Below are 17,312 nucleotides of genomic sequence, written 5' to 3'. Positions count from 1 at the left end.
TGGGGATTGGGGATTGGGGATTGGGGATTGGGGACTGGGGATTGGGGACTGGGGAACAGGTTTGCAATTTGATCTACTATAGCAACCGCTCAGGAGGAGAGGTAGGGTGTGAGAGGTGTGGGGAGTGTGGGTATTGGAAACTAAAAATCTTTCCCCCTGCACCCCTCTGCCTCTTCCCAGTCCCCAGCCATACATAATTAATCTGGGAAATGAGCTAATAAATTGGCTGCTGTTTCGCATAATATCTGGTGATGTTCTCCATTACTGGCCAGCAATCCGCCCCATTGGTTAATATCTCCGGTGTTGTATTGTAACAAGCTGCCATCGAAGTGAGTAAATTGGCCGCCGGCTTCTGTTAAAATCAGTTCTGGGGCGGCAATATCCCAATCTTTAGGGCATGATTTGCCGGAAAGAGCAATGTAAACATCTGCTTGTTTTTCGAGAATTGTGGCAATTTTACAACCTACACTACCCACAGATTTATGATTTTGAGCGGGGAATTTTGCTAATAAATAATCTAAGGGTGGATTGCGGTGAGAGCGACTAGCAACTATGGTTAAATCTGCAATGGGTTTACCGGAGGTAAGTTGTATGGGGTTAATTCCATTAGGCGTTTCTACAAATGTACCTCCGCCTAGAGTAGCAAAATATAACTTTTCTGCTTCTGGCACGGCAACAACGGCTAAAATGGGGCGGTTGTCCTGGACTAAAGCAATGTGTATGGCATAATCACCAGTTTTTTGAATAAAGTCTCGTGTACCATCTAAAGGATCAATAATCCAGACTAATTTAGCTGACTTTTCCGTCAGTTCCGATTCATAGGTTTCTTCGCTGATATAGGCAAAATCTTCATGACCTAACGCTGATTGTAATTGTTCGAGAATATATCGACTCACAGCTATATCTGCAAGGGTGACAGGCTCATTTTCTTTATACTGTACATCCAATTCAGGGTTTTTTGCTGTACCATGATAATAACTCTTCAGTATCTCAGATGCACCCCAACCGACTTGACGCGCGATCGCTAATATTGCTTGTAAATCTTTCATTTATCCCGCCTTTTAATTAGTAAACTTAGTTAAACTTCCATCCAACGACGAGTTCCAAATGATCCACAAGAATCAGCCGCAACTTCAGCCGCTCGTGCTAAAGCATCAGTAAAACTCTCCTGTAAAATGTGATGACAGAAAGCACCATGAAAAATATCCCCCGCACCCAGAGTATCCACAGACTGTATTTGGGGAACATCTACAGTACCCATTGTATGAGTTGAGAAATAACTAATGGGTTGTTCTCCGTGAGTGATGGCGATGTGGGGAATACTAAATCCACTCAGATAACGAAATACTTCAGCTTCCGTGTTGCAGTTGGGAGGAAAGAAGTTAGCCGAACACACAGCATAATCCACAAAGGGTAAAACTTGCTCAAACCCTGGTTTCCAACTTCCACCATCAATTACTACGGGGATATTTTGCGCTTTCGCCATTTCAGCGATGGTAATACTCACCGCCATTTGATGCCCATCAATTAAAATAATATCGATATCTTGTAAAATATTAGCCGGGATAGATCCACTGCTAGCTTGAGTTTTAGCAGCATTCATGGAAACTACGGCGCGATCGCCTGTGCTTTGAGTGATAATAATGGAAGATACAGGGGGTGGTGTAATTATACTAGGTTCCAAATCAGCGATCGCCACTTGATAATTTGTCAAATCGCCCCTAATCAGTTGCGTTATGGGATGACAACCCAGCACACCCAAAACTTGACTTTGATTACCTAAATAACTAAAAGTCACCGCTCCATTTGTAGCAGGACCACCGGCTGCTAAAGTATAGTCAGTAGCGGCAATTTTCTGATTATTTCTAGGGGGAGAATCAGCGAGGTAGATTAAATCCAAAGTTACTAAACCGACAAATAACCCCCGATGGGATGTGAAATTAGGCATTTTTTCGTTATATTTCAGCCTCACCAGATCGATAATTAATTTATTATCCCCTCAAACTCTCATTCTCTGCGCCTCTGCGTGATACCAATCCATATTTAAAGCAACACCATTTATCCTTACTTTTTCACTCATGCAGACCGATCCCAAACCAGGAACACTTTACATCGTCGGTACACCCATTGGCAACCTGGAAGATATAACTTTTCGGGCGGTGCGAATTTTACAAAACGTGGATTTAATTGCAGCCGAAGATACACGCCACACCGGGAAATTACTGCAACATTTTCAAGTGAAAACACCGCAGATAAGTTATCACGAACATAACCGCCACAGTCGTATCCCAGAGTTATTAGAGTATATGGCTAATGGTCAGGCGATCGCACTGGTGAGTGATGCGGGAATGCCGGCGGTTTCTGATCCTGGTTATGAATTAGTGATAGCTTGTGTTGAGGCGGGGATCACAGTTGTGCCGATTCCGGGTGCGAGTGCAGCCATTACCGCTTTAATTGCATCGGGTTTACCCACAGATAGGTTTGCATTTGAAGGCTTTCTGCCAGCTAAAGCTGGAAAACGGCGGGAATTTCTAGAGTCTTTGCAGACAGAATCCCGGACTTTAATTTTCTATGAATCACCCTATAGGTTACAGGAAAGTTTACAAGATTTTGCCACTGTTTGGTCAGGCGATCGCCAAATTGTGATTGCACGGGAGTTAACTAAATTATACGAAGAATTTTGGCGGGGAACCATTGCCGAGGCGATCGCCCATTACAGCCAACGGGAACCCCAAGGAGAATTTACCCTAGTCTTAGCCGGAAAGCCTCCTGAGCAAGTGCAACTCACAGAAGCACAACTAAAAGCCGAATTATTAGCGATTATCAGTCAAGGAATATCGCGATCGCAAGCCAGCCGACAACTAGCCAAAATCACCTCTGTTTCCCGTCGTGAACTCTACCAACTAGCCCTTTCTTTAGAGATTGACACCGAATCACCCACACCATAAAATCAGCAACAGTATATTCACTGCAATTTATTTGCGTTAAGTAAAATAAAATTTTGATAAATTTCAGTATCTCCAGCCAAATTCCCATATAATTGACATGATGATTTGCATCTTTTAGTACATAAAAAATATGAGCAGACTTCTGATTAAAATCATAGGGTTAGGTTTATTAATTCTAGGCATCTACTTCTTTGCTCAAAATGTGATCATTTTCAACCGTTACTATGGTTTTTACTACCAATTTCGGGCTAATCTTTCCAGTTTAGCCATAATTTCCGGCATCTTTTCCCTATTTTTCTTCCGCAGAGAAACCGGGAATCTAGGATGGTTCTTACTAGCTGCTGGCTTAGTCTTAGTTATATTGAGTGGGCGGATATATTTAAGACCAATGAGCCTGTGGAATTTATTGATGGCTTTAGGTTCAGTAGTATTTGGATATCAATTATTAAATACAGGAAAAGTCCGCTTTTAAACTTTCCTAGTCCAGGTTTTTCCCCACTCCCCACTCCCCATGAGAAATCGACTAAAATTGCAATAGACAATATTGATTATGAGGATGCAGTCAGAATGACCCAAGTCGTTCTAGGAGAAAACGAAAATATTGATTCAGCTTTGCGTCGGTTTAAACGCCAGGTTTCCAAAGCTGGTATATTATCAGATGTCAAGTTTCGTCGGCACTTTGAAACACCTCTAGAAAAGCGCAAACGTAAACTAGTGTCAGCCAGACATAACCGACGTTTTTAATTAACCTATTGGGACAAAATATTTAAATCGATGTACCCCACCCCCATGCAGAGGTGAGGGTATATTTGTCAAGCAACCTCGACAGTACGACTATTACAACGATTCATCGCCTTTTCCACACCCTGTTTGAGACTAAATTCTGCACACTCAACCACAAACTGAAGCACAAGAGATATGAGTGGAGTTTCAGCAGCAGAAAATTTCCCTAAAACATGAGAGATAGATTCGGAGTTATCGCCATGATTGGGTTTGCCAATGCCGATACGTAAACGGGGAAAATTTTGGGTGTTAAGATGAGAGATGGTACTCTTCATACCATTATGTCCGCCAGCCGAACCAGACAAGCGTAAACGAGTTTTACCCAAAGGCAAATCCATATCATCATAAATCACCAGCACAGACTCCGGCGGTAATTTATACCAACTAGTTACAGCTTGGATAGACTGTCCAGAAAGATTCATGTAAGTCAAGGGTTTTAGTAAGCGGACTTTACGACCCCCTGCGGCTACACCCTCACCATACTCACCCTGAAACTTCCGATTTTCCGCCAAGGGAATTTGCCAAGACCGAGACAGTGCATCTATAGCAGCAAAACCAATATTATGGCGTGTTTGGTCATACTTCGGCTCTGGATTTCCCAACCCAACAATTAATTGTGGAATTACCAAAGATGGTTTTGTAATAGCTTCTGTCATTTCCTAACCTACGCCTTCCTAACTCACCGGGGAAGAACCAGCAGCATCATGTTCTGCTTTAGCTGCTTCCAGTTCCTTCGGTTCGATGTGAGCAGAGGTTTTCATCGCCTGTTCGATCTGTTCACTTTCCCGTTTAAACTCGTTTTGAAACTCACTAGAAGCTTCTTGAAAACCGCGAACTGCTTTACCGACACTACGACCAATTTCTGGTAACTTCTTGGGGCCAAAGATTAATAAAGCCACCACCATAATTAGTCCCATTTCTGGAAGACCGATACCAAATACATTCACGTGCTTTCTCCTATAAATTATAGAATCTAGTCCAACTAGCCAGGGGAGAATGAAATTGAACCTCCTCTGTCATTTACCATGCTGACATATTTCAGGCCATGTCAATCTAATTAGTTAAGGTCTTACCGAAGAGTCAGGGGGAAAGATTTTTAGTTTCCAATACCCAAACCTCCCACACTCCCCACACCTCCCCCACTCCCCACACCTCCCACACTTCCCACACCTCCCACACTCCCCACACCTCCCACACCTCCCACACCTCCCACACTCCCCACACTCATAAAAAAACCCGGTCAAGCCGGGTCAAGTTTCAGTGTATGAAGTTAGCCGCCTAAACTGCGCCAATCAACCATTACGTCCTGAATCAACAGAGACTTGTTGTAAACTTGCAGAATAATCAGCAAAAACACGAAAAATAGGAGCATAAAAACACCCATTACAGGGGTAGTACCCCAACCGGGAGCAACCTTACCATATTCAGAATTTAAAGGTTTGAGGATATCTCCCAACCTAGTGCGTTGTGCCATAGTTCACCTAATATGAGTTACCAAAGCTTTTTTTGATCTTCTGGTAATATTCTACTATCATGGCGCGCCTGCCTGATAAATTGCCGCCAGCAAAATTAATTCCGTGAGTGAAGGTGAAACAAATGTTATGATAATTAAGACAAAGTATACTTTGACAAGTGTGATAGTCACCTAAGTCGGCTATCAACCGAGATAATAACACTCATAATTAATCCCCAATTTATGGAACAACTTATGGACATGGAACCCGCAGCAATTATTAGTATTTCCGTTGGCGTTGCCTTGGTTGCTGTCACGGCCTATGCTATTTACATTTCCTTCGGTCCTCCTAGTAAGCAGTTAGCAGACCCCTTTGAAGACCACGAAGATTAGTATCTGTTGACTTGAAAAGTCACTATTTTTTTAGGCTGTATTATGAAGTTTTGTTGCAAAGATGAGTTAGATTCTAACAAATCTACTGCATTTCCCAGATACAGTCCTAAGTCACTCTGTAGGGATAACTCGGCTATTTTTCCATGACATTCGTAACACCGGAGGATAAATTGCTGGGGGTTGTCCTCAGAGGGTTTGAAGGCCATTAAGATGAGATTTTCCGCCGATAAATTCAGAAAACTTACCCGGTCAGGACTGGTTTGTGATCTATCCTTCTCCGTGGTGGGGGGATTAATGATTACTTGTAAGGGAATATTCAACTCATAACCATGTTTGACGGTGTTTGCTGATTCCCAATTACCTGCGTGGGGATATAAGGCGTAGGTGAATTGATGTCTGCCTCTGTCTGTTTCTGGGTCAGGCCAGTTAGGACTGCGTAATAGGGTGAGGCGTAATTGATTATTTTTACTATCATAACCGTATTTACAATCATTTAGCAAACTCACACCATAAATATCTGCGTCTGTTTCTGCGGTTAGATCAGCCCAACGCAAGGCGGGTACTTCCCATTTCGCTTGTTCTGCGGGTGTTTGGGGTTGAGTAGGGCGACGAATTGTGCCGCAGGGGATTTCATAAGTTGCAAAATCGGCTTGCAGATTTAGGGGAAAGGCGGCTTTTACCATCACTTGATTTTCTTGCCAATTCACAGTGGAGGCAATTTTCAATAGTGGTGAACCTGCTTGTAGAATATAATCTTGGCAAAATTCCGATTCACCTAATTGACGCACTACGCGGATACGATTTTGTACTAAGCCTTGGTCTAACCACTGGATGGATTTTAGCTGTGTGGGTGGTAAGGGATGTTGGGCATAATTCGGATCAATATTCCAAGCGTCCCAATACTGTCCCCTATCTGCAAAGGATTGTAGTTGATTACCTGCACCGTTTAAAACTTGCCGTTGCTGGATTTTGTCAAAGACACTGGCTAAGTCTCCGGTTTCAGGATTAATTGTTACCCTGAGAAATTCATTTTCTAAAATCCAGTCTGGGGAAATGGGGTGTGGTGCTGTGGGGGATGTGGGGGAAATCCAAAAGATGCGATAACCTACGGGGGGAATTGCTTCAGCGAGAAACAGGAGTTTTGATGTTTCTGAGAGTTGGGAAATTATTGGCTGTCCCTGGAAATCATGGACTTGCCATTGGGAGTGAGTTGCAGGTAAGGTTACTGATACGACTTGAGAATGCTGCCAATTAAGAGGATTGAAAATAAAGATTGCTTGTGCTTCTGGGTGCGGGGGTGGGGGTAGAATGGTTAAGGATGCGATCGCCAGTAAAGACTCTTGTAATATTTTCGTTCCCACTTGTTCTACTTGCTGCCATTGTGGGAGTGCATCCTGATAAACTTGGGTAATGGAAGAACCGGGTAAAATATCGTGAAACTGGTTAAATAAAACTTGCTTCCAAGCGGTTTCTATTTCCTCTTGGGGATATGTCGTCCCACAGCTAAGGGTGGCTAAAGTAGCAAATAATTCTGCTTGATAGAGTAAATCTTCACAACGTCGATTCCAGCGTTTTTGGTCAGCGTGGGTAGTGTAGCAACCGCGATGGAACTCTAAGTATAATTCATCATTCCAGGTGGGTGTGAGGTTTGCTTGATCTTTAATTTGCTGTAAATACTTTTCGCAAGTGGTAAATTCTAAATCGGGGAAAACAACAGACCTTTGCCAGCGTTGGGCAGTTTCTAACATATCACGGGTGGGACCGCCGCCGTGGTCGCCGACACCAGGAAGCCAGAGAGAATCTGCTAAACTAGTTTTTCTTTGCCATTCACAATGGTATTCTGCCATTTTTACCGGGTCAATGCCTTGACCGATGAGTGCAGACATGACGCTAAAGATTTCACTTCCGTCAGGCGATCGCCACCAAAAAGCCTCATAATCAAACTGGGTAGTATCATTCCAGCGTAACTTCTGAGTCACAAAAAACTCAATCCCCGCATTCACCAAAAACTGCGGTAAAGTCGCACAAAAACCAAAAGTATCCGGTAACCAAGCCACAGCAGAAATTTTACCGAACTTGGCTTGAGTATAACGCTGACCATATAATAACTGACGCACAATCGACTCACCAGAAATCAAATTCAATTCTGGTTCCACCCAAAAACCGCCCACAACCTCCCAACGTCCCCCAGTCACCTGGGCTTGAATTTTGCTAAACAAATCTGGGCGATGTTCTTCAACCCAAGCATACAGCGCCGGGGTGGAATGACAAAAAATCAACTCAGGAAAAGCAGCCTGTAACTTTAACACCGACTCAAAAGTATTTTGTGCAGCCTTCCAAGTATCACTCACAGGCCAAAGCCATGCTAAATCCAAATGTGCATGACCCAATAAATATATCTTAGAATTTAAACCGCCGATGAACGCGGATAAACGCTGATAAACCTCCCGCAACCCTAATCCCTCTTCCTTGGCGTTCTTGGCGACTTGGCGGTATGTTACTCCCCTCAAACCCTCAGCCAATTCACCCAACCTATCCGGTGCAAACTGATTTAAAAAAACCTGTACCACCGCCAACTCATCAGCCAAAAACCCCGGATCAGGATTACGATCATCATAAGACTCATAGACCAAGAGCGATCGCACCAAAGCACCATCATCATGTCCAGGACTTACTAAACGCAAAGTTACAACAAATTCCTCACCAGGACTCACCCCATCACTCAGTAACACCCTGGGGGAACAATCAAATAAATCTCCCTCCAGCACTAACGCCCCATTCACATACACCTCAGCCAAATCAGCCCACCACAGCAACACCAACCGCAAACACAAACCAGTTAACGGATAACCCCGTAAATTTTCCGGAACTACAAACCTTTGCTGCAACCACAGCACCTGTTTTCCCCCACTCCAAGCAATATGTTCCTTAGCATTCAGTTCCACAAGTTGCCAATCAGATGTAGCAAGATTAACAATATTGCCCTCACCTTCCTGGTATAACCAAGTAGACTGAACATTAACTTGAGAACAAGAGCGGAGTTGGTCAATAGTTGCCAAAATCAGTTCATTATGGAATTTTGATAGGGGCAGGGTCATATTTTCGTTAAAATAAAGTCACGTAAAATCATTATTATTTAGTGGGAGTCTCAAAACTCAACAAGACTCAAACTTACAAATCATCATCATGTCTCCTGGTTCCTCTGGCCGTTATCAAAGCAGACTACTTAACTTTGTCCACCTGCAATCTCGGCGGTTGACACAAAAGTGGGATCACAGCTTCCGACATTTACAAGTTGCAACTCAGTGGGGTGTAGAACTATTACTTTACCCCCTTTATCGACTATTGAATCCCACAGCACCACCCCCCAAAACTTTAGAGGCTAAAGCCGCACCACCCAAGTTACAGTTACAACCCCAAACTCCCCCAGATGTTGACACCCCCATTCAAGAAGTTTTAGGAGCAGTTAAAAATTTATCCTCAAAATCTGAACCAGCACCTGTAAACTTTTGGGCTTTTGTGCGGTCAAAACTTTTGCGTCATCCCCCAGCGAGTCAGGCGGAACCCTTAGCAACTGCTGACAATTCCCCAGAAAATATCCAGCGCTACTTACCAGTTATGCGGGGAATCGCTACAAACTTAGTTAGCCGTAATTTGGTACTTGTCACCGCCGATAATCAAATTTTAGATATTTTAACACCCCAGCAACAAGTAAAATTAACCGCCCGGATTATTGCCGAAGTTGGTAATTATTGGCATTTTTGGCAATTGGCTTACAACCAACCACAGCACAAATTATTAGGAAAAATTAACCATACTTTAGCACAACTAACCGGCAAAATAGCAGTAGTTTTACCAGTTTTGCCTGAAAGTACATCCCCAGATTTACCTAATACTGATAAATTAATCGCCTCATTGGATGCATCAATGGCGAAGTGGGAAACCACCGCTTTCATACCCATGCAACAACGCAGCCAAAAAATTATCCAAGGGCTGCAAACTCAACTAAACATATTTGTTTATGGTAGAGAACAGGTAGCCACTATTAATAATGATTTAGAAACCCATAAACTGAATATTCCAGCATTAATTGCAGCTGCAATTAATTACTTTTTTGGTATTAGTCAACGCCAACAAATAGAACATCAAGATATTCAGCAGCAATTACATAGCCGTTTTCCTGATTTGTCTGATACTGACGAGTTACAAAATCAGGATGTAGGCAGAAAATCATGGTTGAATTTTACCGATTTATTTGGTACTTCCCAGAATATTACTAACAAATCAGTTGTTTCTTCCCAGCAGAGTAAAAATAAACCCCAAGGTAAATCAGCTTCGTTACAAAAGTCCCAGTCTCGCCGCCATCTTACTGCTCATAAAAGTAACTCTCAAGGCTTAACTAAGAAGCGGAACTCTAGTCAAGTTGATTTTCAGCCTGACTGGATAGATGTTGAAGCGACTTTTGTCGGTTACGATAAACATCCTTTAGAACAGCTGCTACAGTGGCTGGATCGTATTCTACTGTGGATTGAACAATTAATTATCAACGTTTTTTACTTTTTCCAAGGGTTTTGGCGTGGTAAATAAATTAATCGCCGTTGAGGATTTGTAGGTAATAGGTTTGAAACTTTTTTATTATAGTCAGGACTTGAGTTAGAATTGCTAGCAAGCTGAAATTTATTGTACCGCCAAGCCGCCAAGAACGCCAAGAATTTTTGCAGTGTGCGTAAGTCCTAATAGTGTAACAACCAGGGGTTGAGATTATGAAAAAATTACCCAACTCAGTGACGGACTTTTGATTTTTGGATTTTGCTATAACATCACTGGCAAAAGCTATAATTAGGGAACTGTATTTTAATTGCAATAGCATTATAAGTAAGGAATAAAGAAAGTGCAAGTTCTTAAAAGAGCCATCAAACCACAAGCCTACATATCATTTCTCCACATTTACACCACTACTTGGGGGACTGCTGGGGATATTTGTTTAGTCCGTCAATCTGTAGCTAATTCTAGTGCATCTAAATTCGTAGGTCATAAAGTTCAGTTAGTGATTCCCAGAGGATTAGAAGTCCATGAATTGGCTGGCGTACCAGTGATTAAAGTTGCAGGTCATGTAGGTGACGGACATCCTAAAGATAAGGACTCAGAATGGGAGGCTTATGAGGGTGTAGATAGAGAAATAGCTCTGGGTGCGATGAAACCCTGGGGCTTTAAGTTAATTGAGTTTACTAATTAACGATTATTTTTGAGAATCATCTGAAAAATAAGTTGCTGATGTTTGAGGATTTTTGACAACTAAAATAGGTTCTCCCTTAACACCTCCATGAGTCAAAGTACAAATTTTATAGAGGTTTTCAGATGCAAATATAGCCAAAACTAGCTCTTTACCAGTTTGATATGGGGCTGGTAAAGGTTTACCCACCTCAGTTTGCATATTTACACCGTTTTCCACCCAGCTTAATTTCCAAATCCGCTTTTCAGTAATTGGTGCTTGGGCAAATGTAGCAATTTTATGATAAACATCTTCGGCTCTTGTGTGGTCGTTAGCGGCTGGAATAAAAAATTTCATGACTTTGGTTTTTCAGTATTAGTTAGTCTCAGCTACCAAGGTAACTTATTTCCATCCCAGGAGAAAAATTCTCCACTATCCCCTTCTTTAAGTTGTTCTATGACAATTAACAATTGTTCAACGCAGTGTTCTACTGAAAACAGCTTTTCCGATGGTACGTTTTTTTGAAATGGACGGGATAGTTGTGTATCTGTTGTCCCAGGATGTAAAGTAACTATCAAGGTTTGGGGAGAACTTCTGCCATACTCAATTGCTGCTGTTCGCATAAACATATTCAGTGCAGTTTTAGAAGCACGGTAGCCATACCAGCCACCAATTTTATTGTCACCAATACTAGCTAATTTAGCAGAAATACTGGCAAAAACGCTAGGTTCATTATGACGAAATAAGGGCAAAAGGTGTTTAGCTAACAGAATAGAAGCAATACTATTAACTTGGAAATAACGCAACAAGTTTTCAGAATTAATCTGTCTTAAACTTTTTTCTGGTTGGAAAGTATCATCATGCAATATTCCCACACAGTTAATTACTAAGTGTAACTTATTGACTCCCGCTTGAATTTCTGAAATAGCTGTTGCAATTTGCGCCTCTTCTGTAATATCTACAGATAAACAAGTTAATTTATCAGCATATTGATTTTTTAAAGCGATTAATTCTTGTGCTGATGCTGGTTGACGGTAGGTTGCATAAACTTTGTTAATTCTAGAATCTACAAGTAACTTTTTTACAAAGCCTAAACCGATACCTTGACTAGCACCAATAATCAAGGCGTTAGCAGAACTAAGGGTATTTCCAAAAGCCATATATTTCATCTTTAATAAAATATTGTAGCATTTTGTAGCCTAATCAAGTACAAATTTATCTGCGTTGATCTGCGTCCATCTGCGTTTTATTATTATGGCTTTATTTACCAATACAAAATCTACTAAAAATTCGATCAAGTACAGATTCTGTAACTTGCTCTCCGGTAATTTCTCCTAATGCTTGAATTGCACCACGTAAATCAATTGTCCAGAAATCAAGGGGTAATTGATCAGTAATTGTGACTTGTACTTGTTCTAAAGATATTTTAGCTTGAGTTAAGGCTGCGGCTTGTCTTTGGTTAATTGCTAAATCCATATCAGCCGCTTGCACTTTCCCCATTTCAACGATGTTTAAAATGGCTGTTTCTAAGGCATCAATACCTTGATTTTCTGCTGCTACTGTGGTAACAATTGGGTGAATATTTTGGGGATATTTAAAACCAATATTAAAGGGTGTTTTTATTAGGTCAATTTTATTAATTATCAGAATTAAGGGGCGGTGTTGGACTTGTTGATAAATTTCCTGGTCAGCTTCAGTCCATCCTACTGATGCGTCAATAGTTAATAATACTAAATCAGCCGCATTTGCAGCCCGGCGCGATCGCTCTACGCCTATTTTTTCTACTTGGTCTACTGTTTCCCGAATCCCAGCTGTATCTAGCACCTGCACAGGTATTCCCCCGACAACTAGCTGAGATTCTACTACATCACGAGTTGTCCCTGGTAAATCAGTCACAATGGCGCGATCGCTCTGACTCCAAGCATTCAATAAACTGGATTTACCGACATTTGGTCGTCCGACAATTGCCACTTTTAACCCAGTTCGCAGCAGTTCGCCTTTATCCTTTGTGGCTAAAAATTTAGTAATTTCTGCGGCAACGTGATCAATATCTGATATGATGCCTTCATGATCCAACGGTGGTAAGTCTTCTTCAAAATCAATTCGAGCTTCAATCTCTGCCAAAATATCCAAACAGTTAGCGCGTAACTGCCGAATGGGAGAGGCTAATTTTCCCTGTAAACCAGCTAAAGCCGTTTGAGCAGCTTGGGGCGATCGCGCACCCACTAAATCAGCTATACTCTCAGCTTGGGTTAAATCCAGCCGTCCATTCAAAAAGGCTCGGAGCGTAAATTCACCCGGTTGAGCCAGCCTAGCGCCCTGTTCTAGACACAATTGTAAGACCTGCTGCACTGCCATAATGCCGCCATGACAATGGAACTCTACCACATCCTCACGAGTATAAGAACGGGGAGCTTGCATAATTAATAACAGCGCTTCATCCACCAATGCTTGTGTCTGGGGATGGCGGATATAACCGTAAAGAATGCGGTGACTTTCCCAAACTTGCTGCCCAGGGGCGGAAAATAGAGCTTGGGCGATCGCCATTGCTTGGGAACCAGATACCCGTACAATACTAACGCTACCTTGTTGGGGAATTACAGCCGTTGCGATCGCGGCGATAGTTCCAGTAATAGCTAAGAGTTCCGACATGAGCGCCCTTGTTAGCAAAACATTTCATATATATGCTATTAGCGTAGCAGCAGTTTTATCATGGCGTTGCTGAATTAAGATATGAATTTAACTCACCCAGAGGCGCAGAGGGGAGGAGTTTAAGAGGTGATTTCATATTCAACTCCAGCAACGCCATTTTATCGAATAATTGGGTTTAAAACCCCGTGCTTGCAGCACAGCTTTAATTTACTAGAGAAAATAGTGCTAGTAAATATGTGGTATAAGAGTGAAATGCTAACCATGAATTACCGCTATCGAATCTACCCAACTATCACCCAAGAACAGACACTTCTTGAGTGGATGGATATTTGTCGCGTTGCCTACAACTATGGGTTGCGGGAAATTAAGGACTGGTGTAATAGTCGTAAATGCATGGTTGACAGATGTTCGATTAGTCATGAATATATCATAGCTGCGGACGTTCCTTTCCCTAGCGAAGTGCGCCAGCTTAATGCTTTGCCAAAAGCTAAAAAAGTATTTTCCCGATTAAGCGAAGTACCAAGTCAGGTTTTGCAGCAAACACTCAAACAATTGCACCGAGCATGGGAGGGATTTCAGAAAGTTGGGCATGGGTTTCCCAGATTTAAAAAATTTGGGCAGTTCAAGTCTTTGCTGTTCCCTCAGTTTAAACAGAACCCGGTGCAAGGAGTACATATTGCACTGCCTAAACTGGGACTGATTCCAATTAACTTGCATCGCCCAATTCCAAATGGATTTGTAGTTAAACAAGTTCGGATAATTAACAAAGCCAATGTTTGGTACGCTTCTATCAACATCCAATGTGATGTTAATATTCCCAGTCCTATGCCGCATGGTCATCCCATTGGGGTAGATGTAGGACTGGAAAAGTTTTTAGCAACCAGTGATGGTGTTCTTGTCAAATCGCCCAAATTTCTGAAAGTGATGCAAAGCCAGCTGAAATTGCTGCAACGCAGGCTGTCTCGGAAAAAGAACCGCTCTAAAAATTACGAGAAACAACGCATCAAGGTTGCTAGACTTCACCACAAGATTGATAACACCCGCAAAGATTACCATTTCAAACAAGCTCATGCTCTTTGTGATGCTGGTGATATGGTCTTCATGGAAGATTTAGATTACCGGACTTTGGCAAAAGGAATGCTTGGGTTACAGATGCTTGACGCTGGGTTTGGACAATTCCGAACCATCACCAAGTACGTGTGTTGGAAACGTGGTAAATTCTTTGCTGAAGTTAGCGCTAGGGGAACTTCTCAAGAGTGTCCTGAATGTGGTGCAGAAGTTAGAAAAGACTTGAGCGTTAGAGTGCATCATTGCCCTAGTTGCAATTACACGACTGATAGAGATGTTGCTAGTGGTCAAGTCATTAGAAACAGAGGAATTAAATTAATTAGTACCGATGGGCAATCGGGAATCCAAAACGCCTATGCAGACGGTTTGCCGGGGACTGAAGAAATTCAGTCTAGGTCAAAGTCGAAAACCCGTAAGACTCGCCTTGAGCGCAGTCCCAAGGAAGCAACTAGGAAAACTAAGAAGTGATTCTTAGTAGCTCCGTACCTTGAGTACCTTTAGGTCGGAGTCATGTCACCATAGTCAATTAAGGAGACTTGATATTAAGATTAGAGATTTACAGTATCAATCACAACTCTTAACTCATATTTTAAAGAGAGGATATTCACTGTGGAACAACAAATTGATTGCGCTCAAGCCTGCGTGAATGGCTGTATATTAGGGGATAAATGCCCCCATATCGAGTTTAAAGAAGCTACGAGCAAATTTATCGAAGAGACTTCTTTAGACCAAATGCTGGCGATGGCAGAAGAACGCCTGCGGAAAAAAATGACCGAACCACCAAAATGGGTTTTACCCGAAGATTTATAAAAGACGTTTGGTGAAAAAGAATGTAGACTCTTATCTTGTACCAGGCGACTAGAAGTCGCGGCTACACAGGCGAAACCCGCCTACGCGGGTTGAAAACCTTGGTTTTATCTTAGTCCGTGCAGGCGGACTTTGTTTGTATAGCCGCGATTTCCAATCGCCTGGGGTATTTTCTACTGAGTTTGAAAAATATTTTGCACCATTTTCTTATCCGTACTTGCAGCAGCTTGATCTAAAGCAGCAATTTCGCCCGAATCTAACAGCCAACCCAAAGCACCAATATTTTGCTGTGCTTGTTCTAGACTTTTCGCCCCAGGAATAGGAATAGTACCCTTACAGATACACCAATTAATTGCTACCTGAGACATAGTTTTATTTCTAGATGCAGCCACCTCTCGTAAACATTCTAAAAGCGATCGCACACCTGGTAAAAGCTGCCTAAATAATAAACCCCGGATACCCTTGGGAAAACTCCCTTTCTCCGCATATTTCCCCGTTAAAATCCCCAAAGCCAGAGGACTATAGGCAATTAACTTTATCCCCAAGTCGTCACAAACATCCTTTAACCCTAATTCCGTCACAGGATAGGTAGATAGTAAAGAATACTGAACTTGCAGCGTTTTAATCGGAACACCCCGCGCCGCAAACTTTTCATGCACCCATTGCAACCGTTTCGGACCATAATTAGATAAACCGACCCCCTTCACTAGACCTTGTTCATATAAATCAGCCAAACCATCTAACAAACCTGATTCTTGCCAAGGTGCATAATTAGCCGTAGACCAGTGCATTTGCACCAAATCGACATTTTTCCCTAAACGCTGCGCCGAAGCCTGACAAGCCTTAACCATTGCTTGACGAGTCCATCTCCAAGGGTAAGCCGCCAGCTTAGTAGCAATGCAAATATTATCTTGATTTACCCCTTCATATTCCTTGCTAAATCGTCCCAACAGTAACTCACTGCGTCCATTTAATCGCCCAGTCCCATAGGAATCGCCTGTATCAAACAAAGTTACACCGTTGCTAACACAGAGATTAAAAACAGCTTGTAACTGTTCATCCATACTTTCATCATATCCCCAGAGTAATTGATTACCCCATGCCCAAGTGCCACAGCCCATACTGGGTAGAGATAGTTCTTGGCTAATCTGCATATTGACTCATTGTAGACATCCCTAATAACTAATTATCTTCATATCTTGTACCGGGCGACTAGAAGTCGCGGCTATACAAACAAAGTCCGCCTGCGCGGACTAAGAGAAAATTAGAGTTTTTAACCTACGGAGGTGGGTTTCGTCTGTGTAGCCGCGTTTGCCTTTGGCGTTGCGGTTGTATGTAGGGTGTGTTGTCGCTACCCTTCTCTTCCTTCCTACCTTTGCGCCTAACGTACTTCGTACTTCGCTAGAGCCTCCGGCACGCTGCGCGAACGCTGATGCGCGAAACAAATCCATATTCTCAAAGTTCAATCGACACAACAAAAAACGCGATAAATGCTAAAGTCTGAAAATTGAGGTCATTTAGAGCAGTTAACCCAAAAAACTAACCAAAGCATGGAAGCGCAAATCAGTAATAACGAAATCATGGCTATGCGGGAAATATTGGAAGATTACACACCCGCAAAGTACGCCCTAGATAACTTAGCCAGACACAACGGCAAAGTTGAACGCTCATTTGAGGATTTATGGATTGAGAAAAATGGCAAAACATTAATGTCAGAAGGTAAATCTCTCTGGAAAGTCACGCTGAAGGTACTGCGAAAAGAACTCTGCGATGATGATGGCTTTCGTGTTCAACTCCAAGAATACACAAAAAATCCCAAGAGTTCACCCTTACTATACGGTGTCATTGTTTCTCTAGTAACTCTTGCAACCACCAATGGATTACCAATAGATCCGGCGATCGCCACTGTAATTGTTTTGTATATACTCAAAATCGGATTAAATATATTTTGTGAATACACACAGCCAGAAACAGTAAACAGTACGCAGTGAACAAA

Annotated in this window: 20 protein-coding genes; 9 read left to right on the top strand and 11 right to left on the bottom strand. The window is 42.3% G+C overall.

Annotated features, from left to right (window positions below; all coding sequences use genetic code 11):
• Positions 1-197: 197 nt before the first annotated feature.
• Both ACM0OP_RS15030 and ACM0OP_RS15025 read right to left on the bottom strand, forming a co-directional pair.
• Positions 198-1,049 carry a 3'(2'),5'-bisphosphate nucleotidase CysQ family protein gene (locus ACM0OP_RS15030; RefSeq protein ID WP_414529226.1) on the bottom strand — a complete coding sequence of 284 codons (852 nt, stop codon included), beginning with the start codon at positions 1,047-1,049 and terminating at the stop codon, positions 198-200.
• A gap of 29 nt (positions 1,050-1,078) precedes the next feature.
• A complete protein-coding gene (locus tag ACM0OP_RS15025) occupies positions 1,079-1,948 on the bottom strand; it encodes a PfkB family carbohydrate kinase (RefSeq protein WP_414529225.1) in 870 nt (289 codons plus the stop codon).
• A 130-nt stretch (positions 1,949-2,078) separates the two neighbouring features.
• Between ACM0OP_RS15025 and rsmI the strand changes: the two genes are divergently transcribed.
• The 3 genes from rsmI (at position 2,079) to rpsU (ending at position 3,692) form a co-directional block, all read left to right on the top strand.
• Positions 2,079-2,948, top strand: coding sequence for a 16S rRNA (cytidine(1402)-2'-O)-methyltransferase (gene rsmI / locus ACM0OP_RS15020; protein WP_414529224.1), 870 nt, complete (start codon positions 2,079-2,081; stop codon positions 2,946-2,948).
• Between the two features lie 130 nt (positions 2,949-3,078).
• Entirely contained in the window at positions 3,079-3,420 is a 342-nt protein-coding gene (locus tag ACM0OP_RS15015) for a hypothetical protein (RefSeq protein WP_414529223.1), read from the top strand.
• Between the two features lie 95 nt (positions 3,421-3,515).
• Positions 3,516-3,692, top strand: a complete 177-nt coding sequence (gene rpsU, locus ACM0OP_RS15010; protein ID WP_414529222.1) for a 30S ribosomal protein S21 — start codon at positions 3,516-3,518, stop codon at positions 3,690-3,692.
• 68 nt (positions 3,693-3,760) lie between these two features.
• On the opposite strand, the gene pth is transcribed toward rpsU, so the two are convergent.
• From pth to psbH, 4 genes are all read right to left on the bottom strand, one after another.
• Positions 3,761-4,387, bottom strand: a complete 627-nt coding sequence (gene pth, locus ACM0OP_RS15005) for an aminoacyl-tRNA hydrolase (protein WP_414529221.1) — start codon at positions 4,385-4,387, stop codon at positions 3,761-3,763.
• A gap of 18 nt (positions 4,388-4,405) precedes the next feature.
• Positions 4,406-4,678 carry a TatA/E family twin arginine-targeting protein translocase gene (locus ACM0OP_RS15000; protein ID WP_414529220.1) on the bottom strand — a complete coding sequence of 91 codons (273 nt, stop codon included), beginning with the start codon at positions 4,676-4,678 and terminating at the stop codon, positions 4,406-4,408.
• Positions 4,679-4,827: 149 nt separating this feature from the next.
• A complete protein-coding gene (locus ACM0OP_RS14995; protein WP_414529219.1) occupies positions 4,828-4,959 on the bottom strand; it encodes a hypothetical protein in 132 nt (43 codons plus the stop codon).
• A gap of 42 nt (positions 4,960-5,001) precedes the next feature.
• A complete protein-coding gene (psbH, locus tag ACM0OP_RS14990) occupies positions 5,002-5,205 on the bottom strand; it encodes a photosystem II reaction center phosphoprotein PsbH (RefSeq protein ID WP_063871955.1) in 204 nt (67 codons plus the stop codon).
• Positions 5,206-5,445: 240 nt separating this feature from the next.
• Between psbH and psbN the strand changes: the two genes are divergently transcribed.
• On the top strand, positions 5,446-5,577 hold the full coding sequence (gene psbN / locus ACM0OP_RS14985; RefSeq protein WP_414529230.1) for a photosystem II reaction center protein PsbN: 132 nt from the start codon (positions 5,446-5,448) through the stop codon (positions 5,575-5,577).
• On the opposite strand, the gene ACM0OP_RS14980 is transcribed toward psbN, so the two are convergent.
• Positions 5,574-8,675 carry an alpha-mannosidase gene (locus ACM0OP_RS14980; RefSeq protein ID WP_414529218.1) on the bottom strand — a complete coding sequence of 1,034 codons (3,102 nt, stop codon included), beginning with the start codon at positions 8,673-8,675 and terminating at the stop codon, positions 5,574-5,576. The two genes, psbN and ACM0OP_RS14980, sit on opposite strands and share 4 nt — an antisense overlap.
• Positions 8,676-8,763: 88 nt before the next feature.
• Between ACM0OP_RS14980 and ACM0OP_RS14975 the strand changes: the two genes are divergently transcribed.
• Entirely contained in the window at positions 8,764-10,164 is a 1,401-nt protein-coding gene (locus ACM0OP_RS14975) for a hypothetical protein (RefSeq protein WP_414529217.1), read from the top strand.
• Positions 10,165-10,468: 304 nt separating this feature from the next.
• On the top strand, positions 10,469-10,813 hold the full coding sequence (locus ACM0OP_RS14970; protein ID WP_414529216.1) for a hypothetical protein: 345 nt from the start codon (positions 10,469-10,471) through the stop codon (positions 10,811-10,813).
• Between the two features lie 3 nt (positions 10,814-10,816).
• Here ACM0OP_RS14970 and ACM0OP_RS14965 read toward each other — a convergent pair whose 3' ends face one another.
• The 3 genes from ACM0OP_RS14965 to mnmE all read right to left on the bottom strand — a co-directional run bounded on the left by ACM0OP_RS14965 (position 10,817) and on the right by mnmE (position 13,441).
• Positions 10,817-11,146, bottom strand: a complete 330-nt coding sequence (locus ACM0OP_RS14965) for a hypothetical protein (RefSeq protein ID WP_414529215.1) — start codon at positions 11,144-11,146, stop codon at positions 10,817-10,819.
• A 32-nt stretch (positions 11,147-11,178) separates the two neighbouring features.
• On the bottom strand, positions 11,179-11,949 hold the full coding sequence (locus tag ACM0OP_RS14960; protein WP_414529214.1) for an SDR family NAD(P)-dependent oxidoreductase: 771 nt from the start codon (positions 11,947-11,949) through the stop codon (positions 11,179-11,181).
• Positions 11,950-12,049: 100 nt separating this feature from the next.
• On the bottom strand, positions 12,050-13,441 hold the full coding sequence (mnmE, locus tag ACM0OP_RS14955; RefSeq protein ID WP_414529213.1) for a tRNA uridine-5-carboxymethylaminomethyl(34) synthesis GTPase MnmE: 1,392 nt from the start codon (positions 13,439-13,441) through the stop codon (positions 12,050-12,052).
• A 261-nt stretch (positions 13,442-13,702) separates the two neighbouring features.
• Between mnmE and ACM0OP_RS14950 the strand changes: the two genes are divergently transcribed.
• Positions 13,703-14,977, top strand: coding sequence for an RNA-guided endonuclease InsQ/TnpB family protein (locus ACM0OP_RS14950; protein ID WP_414529212.1), 1,275 nt, complete (start codon positions 13,703-13,705; stop codon positions 14,975-14,977).
• A gap of 141 nt (positions 14,978-15,118) precedes the next feature.
• A complete protein-coding gene (locus tag ACM0OP_RS14945; RefSeq protein WP_414529211.1) occupies positions 15,119-15,319 on the top strand; it encodes a hypothetical protein in 201 nt (66 codons plus the stop codon).
• Positions 15,320-15,489: 170 nt separating this feature from the next.
• Here the strand turns inward: ACM0OP_RS14945 and ACM0OP_RS14940 are convergent, their stop codons facing one another.
• Positions 15,490-16,470, bottom strand: coding sequence for an aldo/keto reductase (locus ACM0OP_RS14940; protein ID WP_414529210.1), 981 nt, complete (start codon positions 16,468-16,470; stop codon positions 15,490-15,492).
• A 396-nt stretch (positions 16,471-16,866) separates the two neighbouring features.
• Here ACM0OP_RS14940 and ACM0OP_RS14935 point away from each other — a divergent pair, with 396 nt between their 5' ends.
• Positions 16,867-17,307 carry a hypothetical protein gene (locus tag ACM0OP_RS14935; RefSeq protein WP_414529209.1) on the top strand — a complete coding sequence of 147 codons (441 nt, stop codon included), beginning with the start codon at positions 16,867-16,869 and terminating at the stop codon, positions 17,305-17,307.
• The last annotated feature ends 5 nt before the right edge of the window (positions 17,308-17,312 follow it).

Source organism: Nodularia chucula CCY0103 (genome assembly GCF_963923915.1).
Classification (GTDB): Bacteria; Cyanobacteriota; Cyanobacteriia; order Cyanobacteriales; family Nostocaceae; genus Nodularia; species Nodularia chucula.
This window is presented reverse-complemented; position numbering and strand designations above follow the sequence as displayed.

Coding starts and splice junctions, on each gene's coding strand:
- ACM0OP_RS15015 (WP_414529223.1), top strand. CDS start 3,079: ATGAGCAGACTTCTGATTAAAATCATAGGGTTAGGTTTATTAATTCTA.
- rsmI (WP_414529224.1), top strand. CDS start 2,079: ATGCAGACCGATCCCAAACCAGGAACACTTTACATCGTCGGTACACCC.
- ACM0OP_RS14935 (WP_414529209.1), top strand. CDS start 16,867: ATGGAAGCGCAAATCAGTAATAACGAAATCATGGCTATGCGGGAAATA.
- ACM0OP_RS14950 (WP_414529212.1), top strand. CDS start 13,703: ATGAATTACCGCTATCGAATCTACCCAACTATCACCCAAGAACAGACA.
- ACM0OP_RS14960 (WP_414529214.1), bottom strand. CDS start 11,949: ATGGCTTTTGGAAATACCCTTAGTTCTGCTAACGCCTTGATTATTGGT.
- psbN (WP_414529230.1), top strand. CDS start 5,446: ATGGAACCCGCAGCAATTATTAGTATTTCCGTTGGCGTTGCCTTGGTT.
- ACM0OP_RS15025 (WP_414529225.1), bottom strand. CDS start 1,948: ATGCCTAATTTCACATCCCATCGGGGGTTATTTGTCGGTTTAGTAACT.
- ACM0OP_RS14965 (WP_414529215.1), bottom strand. CDS start 11,146: ATGAAATTTTTTATTCCAGCCGCTAACGACCACACAAGAGCCGAAGAT.
- ACM0OP_RS14975 (WP_414529217.1), top strand. CDS start 8,764: ATGTCTCCTGGTTCCTCTGGCCGTTATCAAAGCAGACTACTTAACTTT.
- ACM0OP_RS14995 (WP_414529219.1), bottom strand. CDS start 4,959: ATGAGTGTGGGGAGTGTGGGAGGTGTGGGAGGTGTGGGAGGTGTGGGG.
- rpsU (WP_414529222.1), top strand. CDS start 3,516: ATGACCCAAGTCGTTCTAGGAGAAAACGAAAATATTGATTCAGCTTTG.
- mnmE (WP_414529213.1), bottom strand. CDS start 13,441: ATGTCGGAACTCTTAGCTATTACTGGAACTATCGCCGCGATCGCAACG.
- ACM0OP_RS15030 (WP_414529226.1), bottom strand. CDS start 1,049: ATGAAAGATTTACAAGCAATATTAGCGATCGCGCGTCAAGTCGGTTGG.
- pth (WP_414529221.1), bottom strand. CDS start 4,387: ATGACAGAAGCTATTACAAAACCATCTTTGGTAATTCCACAATTAATT.
- psbH (WP_063871955.1), bottom strand. CDS start 5,205: ATGGCACAACGCACTAGGTTGGGAGATATCCTCAAACCTTTAAATTCT.
- ACM0OP_RS14980 (WP_414529218.1), bottom strand. CDS start 8,675: ATGACCCTGCCCCTATCAAAATTCCATAATGAACTGATTTTGGCAACT.
- ACM0OP_RS14940 (WP_414529210.1), bottom strand. CDS start 16,470: ATGCAGATTAGCCAAGAACTATCTCTACCCAGTATGGGCTGTGGCACT.